13 protein-coding genes are annotated in these 15,305 nt (G+C 71.7%); 7 read left to right on the forward strand and 6 right to left on the reverse strand.

The features are described from left to right. Positions 1-12 precede the first annotated feature (12 nt). Entirely contained in the window at positions 13-765 is a 753-nt protein-coding gene (locus tag H8B08_RS06040) for a hypothetical protein (protein ID WP_187449302.1), read from the forward strand. Between the two features lie 15 nt (positions 766-780). On the opposite strand, the gene H8B08_RS06045 is transcribed toward H8B08_RS06040, so the two are convergent. Then, positions 781-1,161, reverse strand: coding sequence for a hypothetical protein (locus H8B08_RS06045; protein WP_187449303.1), 381 nt, complete (start codon positions 1,159-1,161; stop codon positions 781-783). Between the two features lie 81 nt (positions 1,162-1,242). Further along, positions 1,243-1,959, reverse strand: coding sequence for a Crp/Fnr family transcriptional regulator (locus H8B08_RS06050; protein ID WP_187449304.1), 717 nt, complete (start codon positions 1,957-1,959; stop codon positions 1,243-1,245). A 378-nt stretch (positions 1,960-2,337) separates the two neighbouring features. Between H8B08_RS06050 and H8B08_RS06055 the strand changes: the two genes are divergently transcribed. Further along, positions 2,338-5,079 carry a PAS domain-containing protein gene (locus H8B08_RS06055; protein WP_187449305.1) on the forward strand — a complete coding sequence of 914 codons (2,742 nt, stop codon included), beginning with the start codon at positions 2,338-2,340 and terminating at the stop codon, positions 5,077-5,079. A 23-nt stretch (positions 5,080-5,102) separates the two neighbouring features. On the opposite strand, the gene H8B08_RS06060 is transcribed toward H8B08_RS06055, so the two are convergent. The 4 genes from H8B08_RS06060 to H8B08_RS06075 all read right to left on the reverse strand — a co-directional run bounded on the left by H8B08_RS06060 (position 5,103) and on the right by H8B08_RS06075 (position 12,518). Then, a complete protein-coding gene (locus tag H8B08_RS06060) occupies positions 5,103-5,492 on the reverse strand; it encodes a VOC family protein (protein ID WP_187449306.1) in 390 nt (129 codons plus the stop codon). Between the two features lie 105 nt (positions 5,493-5,597). Further along, on the reverse strand, positions 5,598-8,624 hold the full coding sequence (locus H8B08_RS06065) for a TonB-dependent receptor domain-containing protein (RefSeq protein WP_222934340.1): 3,027 nt from the start codon (positions 8,622-8,624) through the stop codon (positions 5,598-5,600). 295 nt (positions 8,625-8,919) lie between these two features. Then, entirely contained in the window at positions 8,920-12,051 is a 3,132-nt protein-coding gene (locus H8B08_RS19100) for a tetratricopeptide repeat protein (RefSeq protein WP_187449307.1), read from the reverse strand. Then, positions 12,051-12,518, reverse strand: a complete 468-nt coding sequence (locus H8B08_RS06075; RefSeq protein ID WP_187449308.1) for a hypothetical protein — start codon at positions 12,516-12,518, stop codon at positions 12,051-12,053. Before H8B08_RS06075 ends, H8B08_RS19100 begins: the two co-directional genes overlap by 1 nt. Positions 12,519-12,653: 135 nt before the next feature. Between H8B08_RS06075 and H8B08_RS06080 the strand changes: the two genes are divergently transcribed. The 5 genes from H8B08_RS06080 to H8B08_RS06100 all read left to right on the forward strand — a co-directional run bounded on the left by H8B08_RS06080 (position 12,654) and on the right by H8B08_RS06100 (position 15,215). Beyond that, the gene (locus tag H8B08_RS06080; protein WP_187449309.1) at positions 12,654-13,118 is read left to right on the forward strand and encodes a hypothetical protein; all 465 of its coding nucleotides are present in this window, start codon (positions 12,654-12,656) and stop codon (positions 13,116-13,118) included. 37 nt (positions 13,119-13,155) lie between these two features. Further along, positions 13,156-13,596, forward strand: a complete 441-nt coding sequence (locus tag H8B08_RS06085) for a hypothetical protein (RefSeq protein ID WP_187449310.1) — start codon at positions 13,156-13,158, stop codon at positions 13,594-13,596. Positions 13,597-13,845: 249 nt separating this feature from the next. Beyond that, positions 13,846-14,259 (forward strand): hypothetical protein, encoded by a 414-nt coding sequence (locus H8B08_RS06090; RefSeq protein WP_187449311.1) that lies wholly within the window; start codon positions 13,846-13,848, stop codon positions 14,257-14,259. Positions 14,260-14,285: 26 nt separating this feature from the next. Beyond that, on the forward strand, positions 14,286-14,684 hold the full coding sequence (locus tag H8B08_RS06095; RefSeq protein WP_187449312.1) for a hypothetical protein: 399 nt from the start codon (positions 14,286-14,288) through the stop codon (positions 14,682-14,684). Positions 14,685-14,747: 63 nt separating this feature from the next. Then, positions 14,748-15,215: a hypothetical protein gene (locus H8B08_RS06100; protein ID WP_187449313.1), complete on the forward strand. Its 468-nt coding sequence runs from the start codon at positions 14,748-14,750 to the stop codon at positions 15,213-15,215. The last annotated feature ends 90 nt before the right edge of the window (positions 15,216-15,305 follow it).

A 15,305-nucleotide genomic window follows, 5' to 3' on the forward strand; every position in this document is an offset into this window, starting at 1 on the left:
GTTCCTGGCCCCATGACAGCGTCGCCGATCCTGATCGCCGCCCATCCCGGCCACGAACTGGTGTTGTTCCACTGGCTGGAGCGGGTCCGGCCCACCGTCTTCGTGCTGACCGACGGGTCGGGCGGCGGCGGGGCTTCGCGGCTGACGCACTCGCGCGCCTGCCTGGCGGCGGCCGGGGCGCGGGCCGGGGCGGTGTTCGGCCCCATGCCCGACCACGCCTGGTACGCCGCGCTGGCGGTGGGCGACGCGGGGCCGTTCGAGGCGGCGGTCGAGGGCGTACTGGGGGCGCTGTCCGCGCCGCCGCCGCTGATCGTCGCCGACCCGGTGGAGGGCTACAATCCCATGCACGACCTGGCCGCCGCGGTGGCCGGGGCGGTGCGCCGCCGCCTGGCCGGGCGAGGGCCGGCGCCGGTGCTGGCGACCTATTCGCTGACCCGCCCGGCGGCGGGGCGGCTGATCGAGGCGGCGCCGCTGTCGCCGTCGGCGCGGGCCCGCAAGCGCGCGGCGATCGCCGCCTACGGGCCGTTGCGGGGCGAGGCGGCCGCCCTGCTCGCCGAACGGCCGGACAGCCTGAGCGTGGAGATGCTGGTCGAGGCGCCCGACCTGACCGCCTGGCCGGGGCCGATGGCGCTGCCGCCGGAGTACGAGCGGCTGGGCCGGCTGCGGGTGGCCGAGGGCCGCTATCCCGCGCCCCTGACCTACGCCGACCACATAGCCCCGGTCGCGCGCCGGCTGGAGCGGGTCAGCGCGGCGGAGATGGCCTGAGCCCGTCCGCGGACGTCAGCACTCGATGTGCTGGCTGGTCGGCTGCGCCGCGCCCGGCATCCAGGTGATGTCCGAGTACTCGCCCGCCACGGCGTAGGCGGTGCGGGTGGCCCCGGTCGAGTAGGAGATCGTGTAGGTCTGCTCGGTCGGCCCGACGTTGTGGAAGCGGATGTAGGTCTGGTTGCTCGCCATGCCGTACTCGACCGTGTACGGGCAATTCTCGTTGCTGTGGTCGTCGCTGTAGCTCTGGTCGTAGTAGGTCACGCCGTTCATGTCGTCGGCGGCGGCCGCCAGGCCGGTGGCGATGTCGCCCATGGACTCGCAGCCGGCCAGCGCCGGCGCGGCCAGGGCCAGGACGGCGACGATCGGAGTCAGACGTTGGATGTGCGCGCGCATTTCGAATCTCCCCCCGGAGATTCGGAAGGCTAGGCGCCCGGCCCGCGTCGCGCGTCTGCAAAATTGTATAGGCGGACCGTCTCAGGCCCGCGCCAGGGCCATCTCGCGCAGGCGGTCCGGGGCCAGGACGCGCACGCTGTCGCGGCCCCAGTCGACCACGCCGGCGCGGCGCAGGTGGGCGGCCAGACGCACCACGTGCTCGGTCGTCAGGCCCACGGCCGCCGCCGCCAGGCTGCGGCTGAGCGGCAGCTCCGGGCTGGTCTCGCCGTCGTCGCCGAGCTGGGCGGCGCTGCAGGCGCGTTCGTGCAGGTCCAGCAGGACGCCGCACAGCTTGGCGGCCGGGGTGCGGGCGTTCAGCGCCAGCAGCCGCCGACGGGCGCGTGAGGCCTGGTCGGTCAGGCTCTGCACGTACACCTGGCGGAACTCGGGGTCGGCGTTGAACAACTCGCCCCAGCGCGACCGGGGCACGGTCAGCACCCGCACCGTGGTCAGCGCCACGACGGCGTAGTCCGAAACACCCGCCTCGGCGTCCAGCCCGAACACGTCGCCCGGCATCAGCAGGTCCAGCAGGGTGGCCTCGCCCACGGTCGTGCAGGTCCGCGCCGCCCAGCCGGACAGCAGCACGTGCAGGGGCGTGGCGCCCGCGCCCTGGCGGACCAGGCGCATGCCCTTGTGGCCGACCGTGTCGGGCTCGGCGAAGTCGCGGATGCGCGTGCGGGTCAGCAATCGCTCGACCGCCGCCGGCCGTGCACGGAAGGCGAGGGGGGCTGGCGCGTCCGCGCCGGGCTCGAGGTTCATGTCCCTTCTCCGTCGTCGAACGGACCGCGCGCGCGTGGGTGGCGCGGCGGCTCAAGACCTGAGGAAATCGGACGAAACGCGTACTAGGGCGCGATAGCCGAAGGCAGACGCCGGTTTCGGCGGCTATCGCGCTCTAACACTAAGAATTTCAGAGCCTTCTTGTCCGCTTCGGAGACGCATCCGAAGCGGGAAGGCTCTGGGACGCAAAAGGCGGCGGTGGGAGCCGCGACGGACGAGAGGTTCGCCATCGTCGCCGCCCGCGCGCCAGCCCGTAAGTTAACGGATGCGGCGTGGCTTGGCACGCGCGGAACGCTGTCCGGTCTCGAACGTTAGCTCGGCTGGTTTCGCAGGAAACTCAGCTGTGAACGGGTCTCAGCTGTGAACGGGTCCGCCCGCGGCCCGGCGCCCGCCTTTCTCGCCGGCGGCGGCGAGATGGGCGCCCGCATGCGCGCTCTGGACTGGTCGACGACGCCGCTCGGCTCCGCCCAGGACTGGCCCGCCTCGCTGCGCACCGCCGTCAGCCTGATGCTGAACTCGCTCTACCCCATGTTCATCGCCTGGGGGCCGGAGCTTACCCTGCTCTACAACGACGCGTACCGCTCGGTGCTGGGCGCGCGCGACCGGAGGGCGCTGGGGCGGCCGCTGTCGGAGGTGTGGAGCGACGTCTGGTTCGAGGTCCGCGGCATGATCGAGCGGGCGCTCGCCGGGGAGGCGACCTTCCGCGAGGACCTGCACCTGGTGATCGAGCGCCACGGCTATCCCGAGGACAGCTGGTGGACCTTCTCCTACAGCCCGGTGCTCGACGAGCGCGGCGACGTCAGCGGCATGTTCTGCGCCCTCTCGGAGACCACCCGGCAGGTGCAGAACGAGCGGCGCCTGACTTTCCAGATCGAGCTGGCCGACCGGCTGCGCGGGGCCGACAGCCCCGACGCGGTCAAGCGGGAGGCGGCGCGCATGTTGGGGGAGGCGCTGCACCTGGGCATGGTCGGCTTCGCCGACGCCAGCCTGCAAAACGGCGAGATCTGGTTCGAGATCGACCCCGACTGGGGCGACGGGAGCATGGCGCCGGCGGGCGGGCGCTTTCGGCTCTCCGACTTCGGCCCGGCGGCGGAGGAGCTCAGCGCGGGACGCGACCTGCGCATCGACGACGTGGCGCACGATCCGCGCGTCGCCGAGTACAGGGCGGCCTTCGCCGGCCTGGGGGCAGGCGCGGTCGTGGCCGTGCCGCTGCTGCACGGCGGCGTCCTGCGGGCCGGGGTCTCGGCGCTGACGGCCGGGCCGCGCCGCTGGAGCGATTTCGACCTCCTGCTGATGCGCGACGTGGTCGAGCGGACCTGGCCGGAGGTGGAGCGCGCGCGGGCCGAGGCGGACGCGCGCCGCCTGGCGGCGGTGTTCGAGCAGTCCTCCAACTTCATCGCCACCAGCGCCGCCGACGGGGCCGGCGTCCGGCTCAACGCCGCGGGCCTGGCCATGGTCGGCCTGCCGCCCGACACCGACACCTCGCGCATGTCGTTCGGCGACTTCCTCGCCCCGCTGGAGCGCACGCGCATCGAGACCGAGATCGCGCCGGCCCTGCGCGAGACCGGCCAATGGACCGGCGAGGCCGAGTTCCGGCGCTTCGACGGCCCCGGCACGGTGCCGGTGGCCTGCCGCGCGTTCACGCTCCGGGACGGCGAGGGCGCGACCGTCGGTTTCGCCACCGTCTCGCGCGACGTCACCGAGGAGCGCCGCCAGGCCCAGGCGCTTCGCGACAGCGAGGCGCGCTACCGCGAGCTGGCCGACGCCATGCCTCAGGTGGTCTGGACCGCCGATCCTGACGGCCGGGTCGACTACTACAACCGCCGCCGCGAGGAGTACGCGGGCTTCACCCTGAAACGGGACGGCTATTACGACTGGGAACCCGTCGTGCACCCCGACGACCACGATCTGACGGTCGAGGCCTGGACGCGCGCCGTGACCACCGGCGAGCCGTACGAGTGCGAGCACCGGATACAGCGCGCCGGCGGCGACTACGCCTGGCACGTCAGCCGGGGCGTCCCCGCGCGCGACGCGGCCGGGCGGATCGTCAAATGGTACGGCACCGCCACCGACATCGACTTCGTCAAGCGCATGGAGCAGGCCCGCGAACTGCTGATCCGCGAGGTCGACCACCGGGCCAAGAACGTGCTGGCGGTGGCGCAGTCCATCGTCAAGCTGACCCGGGCCGATGACATCGCCGCTTATGTCGCCTCGGTCAGCGGCCGGATCGGAGCCCTGGCCCGCGCTCACACCCTGCTGGCGCGCGAGGGCTGGAGCGGCGGGGGCGTGCGCGCTGTGGTCGACGACGAGCTGCGGGCCCTGGCCAAGCCGGGCCAGTACACCGTGAGCGGGCCGGACGTGACCCTGGACCCCGGCGCGGTGCAGGCCCTGGGCATGATCGTGCACGAGCTGGCCACCAACGCCGTGAAGTACGGCGCGCTGAGCCGCACGGGCGGCTGCGTGCGGCTGACGTGGGCCCGCACGGCCGGCGGCGGCCTGGCGCTGGACTGGACCGAGACCGGCGGCCCGTCGGTGGCCGCGCCGGAACGGCCCGGCTTCGGCTCGACCCTGCTGAACGAGCTGGCCGCGCGCCAGCTGGGCGGGCGGCTGGACCTGCACTGGCGTCCCGAAGGCCTGGCCGCGCGGCTGGAGCTGCCGCCGGCCCTGCTGCGCCGGGGCGCGCCGGAGGAGGAGGGCGAGGCCCCGATCGAGGGACCCGCGCGGGCCGGCCCGGGCAAGCCCCGGCGCGGGACGGTGCTGCTGGTCGAAGACAACGCCCTGATCGGGCTGGACGCGCACGCGGTGCTGACCGCCGCGGGGCTGGACGTGATCGGGCCGGTGGCCGACGTCGCCACCGCCCTGCAGGTGATCGCCCACCGCCCGCTGGACGCCGCCTTCCTGGACGTCGACCTGCACGGGCGCACCTCGTTCGAGATCGCCGACGCCCTGTCCGCCCGCGGCGTGCCCTTCACCTTCTCCACCGGCTTCGGGCGCATCGATGCGGACAGCGGCCACGCCGGCCGCCCGGTCCTGCGCAAGCCGGTCAGCGACGAGGCCCTGCTGGGGGCCTACGACGCGATGGTGGAGAGCTGGGTGATCTAATCCGCCCCAAAGGGGGGGATTTGTCACGCCAGATTCAGCTGCCAGCTCACCCCGAAGCGGTCCGCCACCCAGGCGAAGCGCTTGCTGAAGCCGTAGTCGCCCAGCGGCATCAGCACGCCGCCGCCTTCGGCCAGCGCGCCGGCCAGGCGCTCGATCTCGGCCGCGTCCCCGACGTCCACGAACATCGACAGCGACGGGGTGAAGGTGAAGGCGTGCTTCACGAAGCTGTCCGAGCACATCACCTGCTGGCCGGCGATCTCGAAGAGGGCCTTCATCACCGTGCCTTCCGGGCCGGGCTGGCCGGGGCCGTAACGCACGACGTCGACCACCCGGCCGCCGAACTGGGCGACGTAGAAGGTCATGGCCTCCTCGGCGCGGCCTTCGAACATCAGGAACGGGCGGATCCGGGTCATGCGGAAAAGCGTAGTGGAGCGCACGGGGCGAGGCGAGCCCTGAATAGGGAAACGCCCCCGGTCCAGGCGGACCGGGGGCGTCGCTTACGCACCCTGGAGGGGTCTCTAGAAGTTGGCGGTCAGGCCGATGAAGAAGTGGCGGCCCAGCGCGTCGTAGACCTGCGGGAAGGTGTTGCCGTTGCCCAGGCCCGTGGGGACCGAGGTGCTGAGCGGCGGATCCTCGTCGAACAGGTTGTTGACGCCGAAGCGGAGCGTGAAGTTGTCCTCGACGTCCCAGCTGGCGGACAGGTCGATGTAGTTCTGGCTGTCCAGCTTGCTGTCGACGAGGGGCGCGCTGGGGTCGTTCAGCAGCGGATTGTCGTCCAGCCCGTCGAGGGTGACCTCGCCGATGTAGCGCCAGGACAGGGACGCATCGACGTTCCACGGCGTGTTCCAGACGATCCAGAGCTTGTTGCGCCACTCGGGCAGCGGCACTCCGCAGGTCGGGCCGTAGAGGCCGGCGCAGTCGTAGGTCCCCAGGCCGGGCACCGGCTCGACCTCGAACTTGTCCAGCCAGGTGCCGACGAAGTTGATGGTCACGTCGCCCGGGCCGCCTTCCCAGATGGTGTCCAGGTCGAAGCGGTAGTTGACGTTGACGTCGACGCCGGAGGTCTTGATCGAGCCGAGGTTCTCGTTCACCGCCGAGACGAAGCCGTTCGGATCGATCCACAGGCTGCCGCCGGCGCCGCGGTTGATGCGGTCGCAGAAGAACGCGTCGCCGGTCTCGCCGCACTGGCGCAGGGCCAGGTCGGGGGCGACGAAGCCGATCACGCCGTCGACCTCGATGTCGAACCAGTCGATCGAGCCGCTCAGGCCCGGCAGGAAGGTCGGCGTGAACACGACGCCCGCCGACCAGGTGTCGGAGGATTCCGGGCCGAGGTTCGAGGTGCCGCCGAACAGGGCGTTGAACTGGCCGGCCGGGTTGTCGGCGATCAGGCCGTACTGGGCCGGCGTCACCCCGGTGTTGACGCACTGCGCCAGGGTGAAGGTGGGGGTCGCGCCGGCGCACGGGTCGGCGTTCATGTCGAACAGGCCGACCGCCCGGGTGGAGAACAGCTCCTTCACGTTGGGCGCGCGCACCGCCCGCTGGTAGCTGGCGCGGAAGCGGAAGTCCTCGGTCGGGGCCCAGTTGGGGCCGATCTTGTAGGTGTCGGTGTTGATGCCGGTGGAGTAGTTCGACCAGCGGTAGCCGAGGTCCAGCGACAGCTCCTGGGCCCAGGGCTGGTCCTCCATGAACGGGACGCTGGCCTCGAAGAACAGGTCGTAGACGTCGAACGAGCCCGACACCCCGATCACCGGGCCGCCCTGGCCGGCCAGGTCGCCGCTGGCGAAGGCGGCGTCGGTCTTCAGGTCCAGGGCCTCGTAGCGGTACTCGGTCCCAAAGGCGACCTGCACCCCGCTGGCGGCCCACGGGAACTTCACGCCCAGGTCGGTGAGGTCGCCGGAGATCGAGGCGTTGACCACCTGCTGGGTGGTCGAGCCTTCCTGGAAGCCGGGCACCTGCAGGTAGTCCAGCGCCGCCTGGGTGACGCCGCCGTTCTGCCAGATGTTGTAGGGCACGCAGTTCGGGTCGGAGCCGTCCAGCACCGAGCGGCAGACGGCCGCGCCGGTGACCGGGTCGGCCACCACGTCCAGCGCGCGCCGGCCGCGGGTGATCGAGAAGTCGTTGCGGAAGTTCTCGGCGAACACCACCGAGCCGTACTGGGCGTAGATGTCGTAGTTCCAGGCCGGGCTCAGGTCCCCGCGCACGCCCACCACGCCGCGGTAGGAGGTGTGGCGCAGGTCGTCCAGGCGTCCGCCGCCCTCGACGTTGCGCCGGCCGATCTGCACCTGGGCCAGGCCCTGGTTGCCGGGCGCCAGCGGATCGGTGTCGACCACGCCGGTGCCGGTGCACAGGGTGGCGACCTGGTCGGCCGACAGCAGCGGGTTGTCGCAGGGCACGGCGAACTGGTTGATGAACAGACCGCTGGGCGCGACCTGCGCCTGGGTGTGGTCGTCCATGAACATCAGCTGGGCGTAGACCTCGGCCTGGTCGTTGACCTGGTAGGTGCCGAAGCCGCCGAAGGTGTAGCGCGTGTCCGGGCGCTGGAAGAAGTTCAGCGGGCCGTAGTTGAACAGGTCGGTGTCGAAGTCGAACGGCCGGAAGGTGTTGCCGGTGGCCGAGTCGATCGTCAGCGGGTCGCCGACCGGCAGGTCGGTGGCCGCGTCCACCGGCTGGAAGTAGCCCGGCACGCTGGTGGCCGAGCCGGCGCAGGTGAAGGCGGTGCCGTCGTCGTTGGTGCCCAGCGCGCAGGCGCTGAAGTCGCGGTCCGCCTGGATCACCGGCTCGACGTTGCGATAGCCGGCGTAGAGCTGCATCGAACCGCGGCCGTCGCTCGACCGGATGCCCATGATGCCGGTGAGGTTGGTGGTGGCGCCGTCGCTGCGGTCGCCCGGCACCGGCACGCCGGAGTCCTCCAGCAGGCCCTGGATGCCGTTGTCGTTGTTGTGCTGGTACCAGTCGTACTGGGCGTCGAGCTGCAGGCCCTCGAAGCTGTCGTTCATGATGAAGTTGACGACCCCGGCGACGGCGTCCGAGCCGTAGACCGCCGAGGCGCCGCCGGTGACCACCTCGATCCGCTTCACCAGCTGGGCGGGGATCTGGTTCAGGTCGGGGGCGATGTCGTCGGCGCTGGTGCCGCCCGGCGTGCCGCCCGGCAGGCGCCGGCCGTCGACCAGCACCAGGGTGCGGGTCGGGCCCAGGTTGCGCAGGTTGACCGTGGCCGTGCCGGTGGCGTCGTTGGAGATCGACCCGCCCTGGTTGGCGAAGGCCTGCGGCAGCTGGTTGACCAGGTCCTCGATCCGGGTCGTGCCGGTGAGCTCGATCTCCTCTTGGCCCAGCGTGGTCACCGGGCTGACGCTGGTCAGGTTCTTGCGCGGAATGCGCGAGCCGGTGACCACGATCTCTTCAACCTCGCCGCCCGGCTCTTCCTGTGCGGCCGGCGGCTCCTGGTTCGGGTCCTGCGCCCAGGCGTAGGCCGGCGCGAACGTCACCATCGTCGCCAGCACGGCGCACGAGGCGCCGCCCAGCAACACGCGTTGCAGCGGTTGCATGTAAATCCCCTCGAGATTTCAGACTACGCGGCGAGCTCCGTGACCGCGGCGGCGGCCGAAGCTTCACGGAAACGCGCGGTCAACCGGGGAGCTGAGCCGTTTGTTCCAATTCCCTCCGGACAAACCCGCAGGGGCGTGGGCGCAGGGGATCGCTACGCGGGGACAGGATGTCCGCCGGGGGATTTGCGGAGGGGAGGGGGCGCAGCGCAGCGGCGCGCGTTCGCAGCCTCGAGGTCGAGTTGCTGGGGCCCGGATCAGCGCGGACGCGCTGTCCGGAATGACGGCCAGATCAAGCCTACTGGATGCTGACCTTGCAGGTCTCGATCGGGCAGCCGGCGCGGGCGTACATCTCGCGCATGGCCGCCTGGCGACGGGCCCGGTCGGCGTCGGCCTTGGCCTCGTTGTCGGCGATCTGGGCGCGGATGCGGGCCCGGTCGGCTTCGATGGCGGCGGTCACCCGGGCCTGGGCGGCCGCGGCCTCGGCGTCGCGCTGGGCCTTCTGCGCGCGGCAGGTCGCGTTGCAGATCTCCTCGATGATCAGGGCGCCGGCCGAGCCGGACCCGGAGCCGCCGCTCGAGCCCCCGCCCGAGCCGCCGCCCGAGCCCCCCGAGCCGCCGCCGTCGCTGGCGCCGCCGTCATAGCCCCCCGAACCGCCGTCGGAGCTCCCGTACCCGCCCGAGTCCCAGTCGTAGCCGCCGGAAGACCCGCCGGACCCGGACGAGCCGCCGCTCGAACCGCCGCCGGAACCGGAGCCGCTGTCGTTCGAGGCGTAACTGCTGGACCCGCCGCCAGAGCCTCCGCCGGACCCACCGCTTTCCCCGCCGCCTGAGGACGAGGATCCGCCCGACAGGCCGTAGTACTCGTCGAGCTTGCCGGTCGCGTAGAGGGCGCCGACGTAGTCCACCTGGTTCTGCAGCTCGGCCTCGCGGGCCCGGTTGATCTCCTCGGCCGCCTCGCCGAAGGCGACCAGCACGTCCAGCGCGCCGTTCATGAACTCGGCCAGGCGGTCGCGCTGCTTCACGCCGGCCGCTTCCCAGTGGGCGAGGGTCTGCTGGGCCGGGCCGTAGCCCTGGGCGGCGGACTTGCGCAGCCAGGCGATGGCGTCGGGCGCGCCCTTGAGCTGGTTGAGCACCAGGGCCAGTTCGAACTGGCCTTCGGGGTCGTTCTGGGCGGCCGACTTGCGCGCCCACTTCTCCGCCTGGGCCAGGTCCTGAGGCACGCCGAAGCCTTGGTAGTACAGGTAGGCCAGCATGTCCTGGGACTTGGCGTGGCCCTTCTCCGCGGCGATGCGGTAGTGCTGGGTCGCCAGCTTCAGGTCCCCGGCGTCGACCCGGTCCATGTCCTTGACGAAGCGGGACACGGCCAGGGCGTAGTGGGCTTCCGGCCGGCCGGTCTCCAGGGCCTTCACGAGGAAGTCGTCGCGGTCGAACTCGGTCCAGCGCTTGACCTTCTGACCCGCCAGCATCGCCGTTCCGACCAGGTAGGCCGCCTCGGCGTCACCCTTCTGGGCGGCGTAACCGTAGGCCTCGAGCGCGCCAGGCTTGTCGACCGCCCCGCCCAGCCCCTTCTCGCGCAACACGCCCAGACGGCGGGCGCAGACGGGGTCGTACTGCATGCACAGGTCGTACCAGCGACGCGCCTTGGCGTAGTCGCGCGGCAGGCCGCGCCCGGACTCCAGGGAGCCGGCCACCTGCCTGGCGAAGGCGGGGTCGAAACTGTTGAGGGAGGCCCAGATGTATTCGAAGGCGCGGTCCACGTCCAAGCGGACCAGCCGGCGCGAGTACAGTTGGGACAGGACCCTCGCCGTCGCGGATTTGAGACCTTCAGCGCCGCCCTCGTACGGCAGGACCTCGCCGGTGAGGGCCGCGTCGCGCGCCTGCCTGTACATCGGTTCCAGCAGCGCCGCCGCCTCGGCCGGCGCGGGTTTGCCGCCCTTGCTGGAGATCAGCAGTTCCGCAAGGTCGATCCTGGCGTCCACGACCGCGGTGTAGGCGTCCTCGTAGGTGTCGCCGCCGTCCGGGAGGGGGAAGGGGGCGGAGGCGGCCGCGCGTCGCAGCAGCGCGAGCGCCTCTTTCGGCGACGCCTTGTCGGCCTGCCGCCGCATCGCCTGGACGTCGCCCAGCGCGATGGCGCGGCCGAACCATTCGGCCGAAGCCTGGGGGTTGAACTGGCCCATCAGGCGGATGGCGCGCACATAGCCCTGGTCGGCCGCGGCTTTCAGGTAGGCCTGCCCCTTGACCGGATCCTTTGGCGCCCATGGCGCGCCGTAGGTGAAATCGGACCACAGTTCGTACTGCGCCGGGGCGAGGCCGCGGTCGGCGAGGTCGAAAAGCTCCTTGCAGCACGGGTCGGTGGCGACGAACCTCGACCACGTGTCGCCGTTCTTCGTCGCCAGGTCGCGCCACTTCTTGGCCAGATCCGGATCCCGTCCCGGGCCGGGGGCGTCGAGCAGCCGCGCCAGCACGCGCATAGCGTGGGCCGAGCCGTTGATCGACGCCTTCTCGGCCCACACCCGCGCCTTGGCGCGATCGATCGGCGCGCCGGTTCCGGACTCGTAGGCCAGGGCCAGCAGGGTCATCGCCGTGGCGTCGCCGGCCCCGGCCGCAGCCAGGGCCGCGTCGAAGCGTGCTGGGAAGCCGGCCTTGGCCAGCAGGGCCCGGCCGGTCTTCAGCCCGAGGTCGTCGCGGGTGAGACCCCAGGGCTGCGGGTCGAGCGCGGGCGCCTTGCGGGTCGCCGGAGTCGCGAGGTCCAGCATGGCCCCGCTGTGGCCCTGACCGGCGGCGAGCAGCCACCAGTACTCGGCCACCGCCATGCGCTCCGCGTCGGGCATGGCGTATTGCTGGACGTAGTGGCGCCCGAGCATCCACTGCGCCTCGGCGTAGCCCTGGGTGGCGGCCTGGTAAGCGCGCTTCAGCCCCGGCTCGTCGAACACGAACACGTCGTGCCTGGCCGTGTTGAGCAGCGCCAGGGCGTTGCCAGCCTGGGCCGCCTGTTCGAGCAGGCGCGGGCTCACCGCCTGGTCGGTGGTGGTCTGCGACTGGACCAGCAGGGCGCGGCCGCGGGCCTCGGCGGCCAGGCCGTGGGCCTTCAGGGCCTTGGCGGCCCAGTCATAGGCCGCCTTGGGATCGCGCTCGCCGCCGACGCCGGCGTTCCGCGCGACGGCGACCAGCACCATGGCCGTGGCGTCGCCGCGCTGGGCGGCGGCCAGGGTCTCGGCGTAACGGCGGGGCAGGCCGGCGGCGGCCAGCAACTCGCTGTCCGCCAGCACGCTCAGGCCGTGGCCGCGCGGATCGGCCAGCACGCCGACGGGGATCTCCGGCGCAGCGCTCGCGGCGGCCGGCGCGGCCGTGGTCGGCGCCGCCTGGACGGCGCCCGCAAGCAGCCCGGCGGCCAGCGCTACGGCGGTGATCGAAACGGCGCGTCGCATCAGTGTTGCCCCGTGCCGCCGACGCGCTTGAAGCTCGCCCCGCAGCCCTCCTCGTGAAGACCGCCCAGCCACATGTCGGTCAGCTGCAGCTCTCCGTCGCGCCCGATGCGGAAGCGGCCCTCGAGGTCCAGCCGGTTGGGTATGCGGTTGCCGTTCTCGACGGTCAGCTCCAGGCGTCCGCGCGGTCCGGCCTTCCAGGTCCCCCAGTAGTCGACGTAGGTCTCGAACGGCACGAAGGTGACGTCGAAGCGCCCGTCGGCGTGGAAGATCAGCTCGCGCAGCGGCTCCTTCGCGATCCACGATTCCTCGCCGGTGCGGAAGTCCGCGCCCTTGCAGCTGAAGGCCTGGGTCTGGGTCCAGGTCCCGACCAGCCCCGCGCCGGGCGCGGCGGCCTGGGCCGTGGAGGCCAGGGTCAGGGCGGCGAGCGCGCCGCAGATCGAGCCGAGGGTCTGGGAGGAAAGCTTCATGGTCGCCGCGATTCCGGAAGCGTCGCAGCCTACCGGGCGGACGCGCCGGCCGCCTCTGCAATATTGTAGGCGCGTTCGCCGAGCGCGGGGTGCATGCTGACGGGCGGGCGTGCGCGCATCGAGGGGGCGACAGACATGAATTCCAGGGGCGTGAAGCTGGCCCTGATCGCCGTCGCGGCCGCGGCCCTGGCCGCCGGCGGCGCACGGGCCGAGGCGACCAGCGCCTTCGGGTCCGGTCCCACTCGCTTGGCCGCCTGCCAGTCCGCCAAGTCCGCGGGCGAATACACGGTTTCAGGCCGCGGCAGGGTCGAGGACTTCGGCAGCTGCGAGTGCGAGGACGCCGGGACCGACGGCCCCGACCGCTGGAGCTGCGGCGTCGACGTCTATTACCGGCCGAGCGCCCCGGCCTCGAGCTACGGCTACACGCCGTATTCCCCGCCGGCGCCGTCGGCCTACAGCTACGCGCCGAACTACGGCTACGGCTATTCGCCGCCGACCTACGACCCGTGCCTGGATCCGGCCGCGCCGCCGCCCACGACCTATGTCTGCGGCGGTCCGTACCGTCGCGACAGCTCGACCTCGGCGCGGGGAATCAAGTGATCCTGGCCGTGGCGGCTTTGGCGTGGGGGAGTCGGGCTTGAAGCGGATCTGGCAGGGGGCGGCGGCGATCGCGACCGTCATGGCGGCGACCAGCGCGCAGGCGTCGCTGGCGCCGGAGTACTACCTGAAGGCCCGCGCGACCGCGCCGCTGCACCTGCAGGTCCAGCTCACCTCGGTCGAGATCGGCAAGGGGACCTGCACCCTGACCGGCCGCACGGTCCAGAGCTTCCGCGAGCCGACGGCGGAGCAGGTGAGCTTCACCGTGGACTGCCTGACCCCGGACGTGACGCCCATGCCCGGTCCGGACGTCTGGTTCCGCCCCGAGCGCTTCGTCAAAGGCGCGGTGATCGAGGGCTTCTTCCAGCCGCTGGCCGGCGACGGCCGCATCGCCGCCGCCATGGGCCAGATGTCGGTGGTGCCCGCGGCGCGCGAGCGGCCGTGGTGTGCGGTCGACGACTTCACCTGCGAGCTGCCCTGAGGGGGCGGGGTTCGCGGGTATAGGCCGCGTCGCCCCGGGCGGCCTCGCCGATATTGTAGAGGTCGGACCGTGCTTGGTCGAAGGTCGACGTTCGGTTTGTCCTGGTTTTTCAGGCCGTTGTCATGAACACACGGTCCGCAGCGACCTGGGCGGTCTCTACAATATTGGAGAGGCGGGGCCGCGCGGGGCCGTGCTAGCCGTCGGGGCGACAGGGCGGCTCGATTCCGCGCGCCTCCGGGGGGACTAGACATGAAGATTTCCAGGGGCGTGACGCTCGCCTTCTTGGCGGGCGCGGCCGGCCTGCTGGCCGCCGGCGTCGCCTTCGCCGCCGATCCGTCCGTCGACCGCTCGATGGTGGTGAAGGCCGCCTACGGCGACGTGGTCTACCACTACTGCTATGTCGCCAAGGAACCCTACGGCGAGGTCGTCTACTTCTCGGAATCCTTCGGCGTGCCGGCCGACACCTACGCGGTCGGCATCGAGAACGCGTTCAACAGCTTCGTCACCGGCCGTTACGACTCCGACGTGATCTCCGGCGCCCAGTGCATGGGCCCGTACGAGACGCAGGGCGAGGCCGCCGAGCAGCTGAACGACCACATGGGCGAGCGCCGGCGCGCGGGCAAAAACGTCGTGATGACCTGGTGGCGCTATCGCGGCGACTGATCGGACGACGCGGGGGAGGGCGGATCATGGGGTGGACCAGAACCGGAGCGGCGGCGCTCGCCGTCGCCATGGCCGGGGCCGGCGTGACGGCCCGCGCGGCCGAGCCGAAGACGGAGCTCTACTATTTCGTGACGGGCGCGGGCGCCGAGGACCTCGACATCGACGGGCCGCACACGCTGACGCCCGCGGAGTCGAAGACGCAACTGGCGGCGCGGCTGGCGGCGGCGCGGGCCAAGGATCCGGCCGCCACGGTCCGGCTCATCAACACCTGGGGCGACTACCGCTGTCTGGTGGTGATCAAGGCGAAGGGTAGCCGGCGCTACGGCGAGCGGCGCTCGACCAACAGCGAGGCGGCCGAGCGGGACGCCAAGGACACCGACATCACCGGCGCGACCCTCGTGAAGGGACCGATTTGCGCGAACTGATGTGGTTCCTCAACAAGCACTGCGATCCGGCCGAAGCGAGCTGAGACGCTCAGAGGTGAGATAATGAAGATCCTGAAGTTCCTTTCCGCTGGCGCCATGTTCGCCGTCGGTCTGGCCGCGTCCGGCGCCGCGCAGGCTGAGCCCGACGTCGAACTGGAATGCGCCATGCACACTGGTTCGCAGAACGTCGAGGCGTACGGAACCATCACCCTGTCGCCGAACGGGTCGTGGCGGCTGTCCTTCAATCCGTCCCGGCGGACCGTCACCATGAAGAAGTGGTTCGCCTACAACGCGCCGGCGGTGACGGAGCAGCCGACCTCGGTGTCGATCACCGCCGATCAGATCAAGTTTTGCGTGCTCGCCTCCGGGTGCGGGGACAACGGCATGGTCGGCTTCGTTGAGATCGACCGCCGCACCCGGGAACTGCAGTGGAACTACATCGTCGGCCTGGAGCGCGAGAACGGCCCGATGTTCCGGACCGTGATGTACGGCAAATGCGACCTGTTCACGGAGAAGCCGCAGGCGTTCTGAGCGCCGGCGGCCATCTCTGTCGAAAACCGCCGGTCCGCCGCTGGACGGGCGCAATCGGGCGCCCCACCTTGGGGAGGCATCGAGGAGTCT

The sequence above is a fragment of the Caulobacter sp. 17J80-11 genome, from assembly GCF_014349105.1.
Lineage (GTDB): Bacteria > Pseudomonadota > Alphaproteobacteria > Caulobacterales > Caulobacteraceae > 17J80-11.

What these genes read in the sequence shown, in the direction of transcription:
- H8B08_RS06040 (WP_187449302.1), top strand. Translation starts at nt 13, where the DNA reads ATGACAGCGTCGCCGATCCTGATCGCCGCCCATCCCGGCCACGAACTG.
- H8B08_RS06045 (WP_187449303.1), bottom strand. Translation starts at nt 1,161, where the DNA reads ATGCGCGCGCACATCCAACGTCTGACTCCGATCGTCGCCGTCCTGGCC.
- H8B08_RS06050 (WP_187449304.1), bottom strand. Translation starts at nt 1,959, where the DNA reads ATGAACCTCGAGCCCGGCGCGGACGCGCCAGCCCCCCTCGCCTTCCGT.
- H8B08_RS06060 (WP_187449306.1), bottom strand. Translation starts at nt 5,492, where the DNA reads ATGACCCGGATCCGCCCGTTCCTGATGTTCGAAGGCCGCGCCGAGGAG.
- H8B08_RS06065 (WP_222934340.1), bottom strand. Translation starts at nt 8,624, where the DNA reads ATGCAACCGCTGCAACGCGTGTTGCTGGGCGGCGCCTCGTGCGCCGTG.
- H8B08_RS19100 (WP_187449307.1), bottom strand. Translation starts at nt 12,051, where the DNA reads ATGCGACGCGCCGTTTCGATCACCGCCGTAGCGCTGGCCGCCGGGCTG.
- H8B08_RS06075 (WP_187449308.1), bottom strand. Translation starts at nt 12,518, where the DNA reads ATGAAGCTTTCCTCCCAGACCCTCGGCTCGATCTGCGGCGCGCTCGCC.
- H8B08_RS06080 (WP_187449309.1), top strand. Translation starts at nt 12,654, where the DNA reads ATGAATTCCAGGGGCGTGAAGCTGGCCCTGATCGCCGTCGCGGCCGCG.
- H8B08_RS06090 (WP_187449311.1), top strand. Translation starts at nt 13,846, where the DNA reads ATGAAGATTTCCAGGGGCGTGACGCTCGCCTTCTTGGCGGGCGCGGCC.
- H8B08_RS06095 (WP_187449312.1), top strand. Translation starts at nt 14,286, where the DNA reads ATGGGGTGGACCAGAACCGGAGCGGCGGCGCTCGCCGTCGCCATGGCC.
- H8B08_RS06100 (WP_187449313.1), top strand. Translation starts at nt 14,748, where the DNA reads ATGAAGATCCTGAAGTTCCTTTCCGCTGGCGCCATGTTCGCCGTCGGT.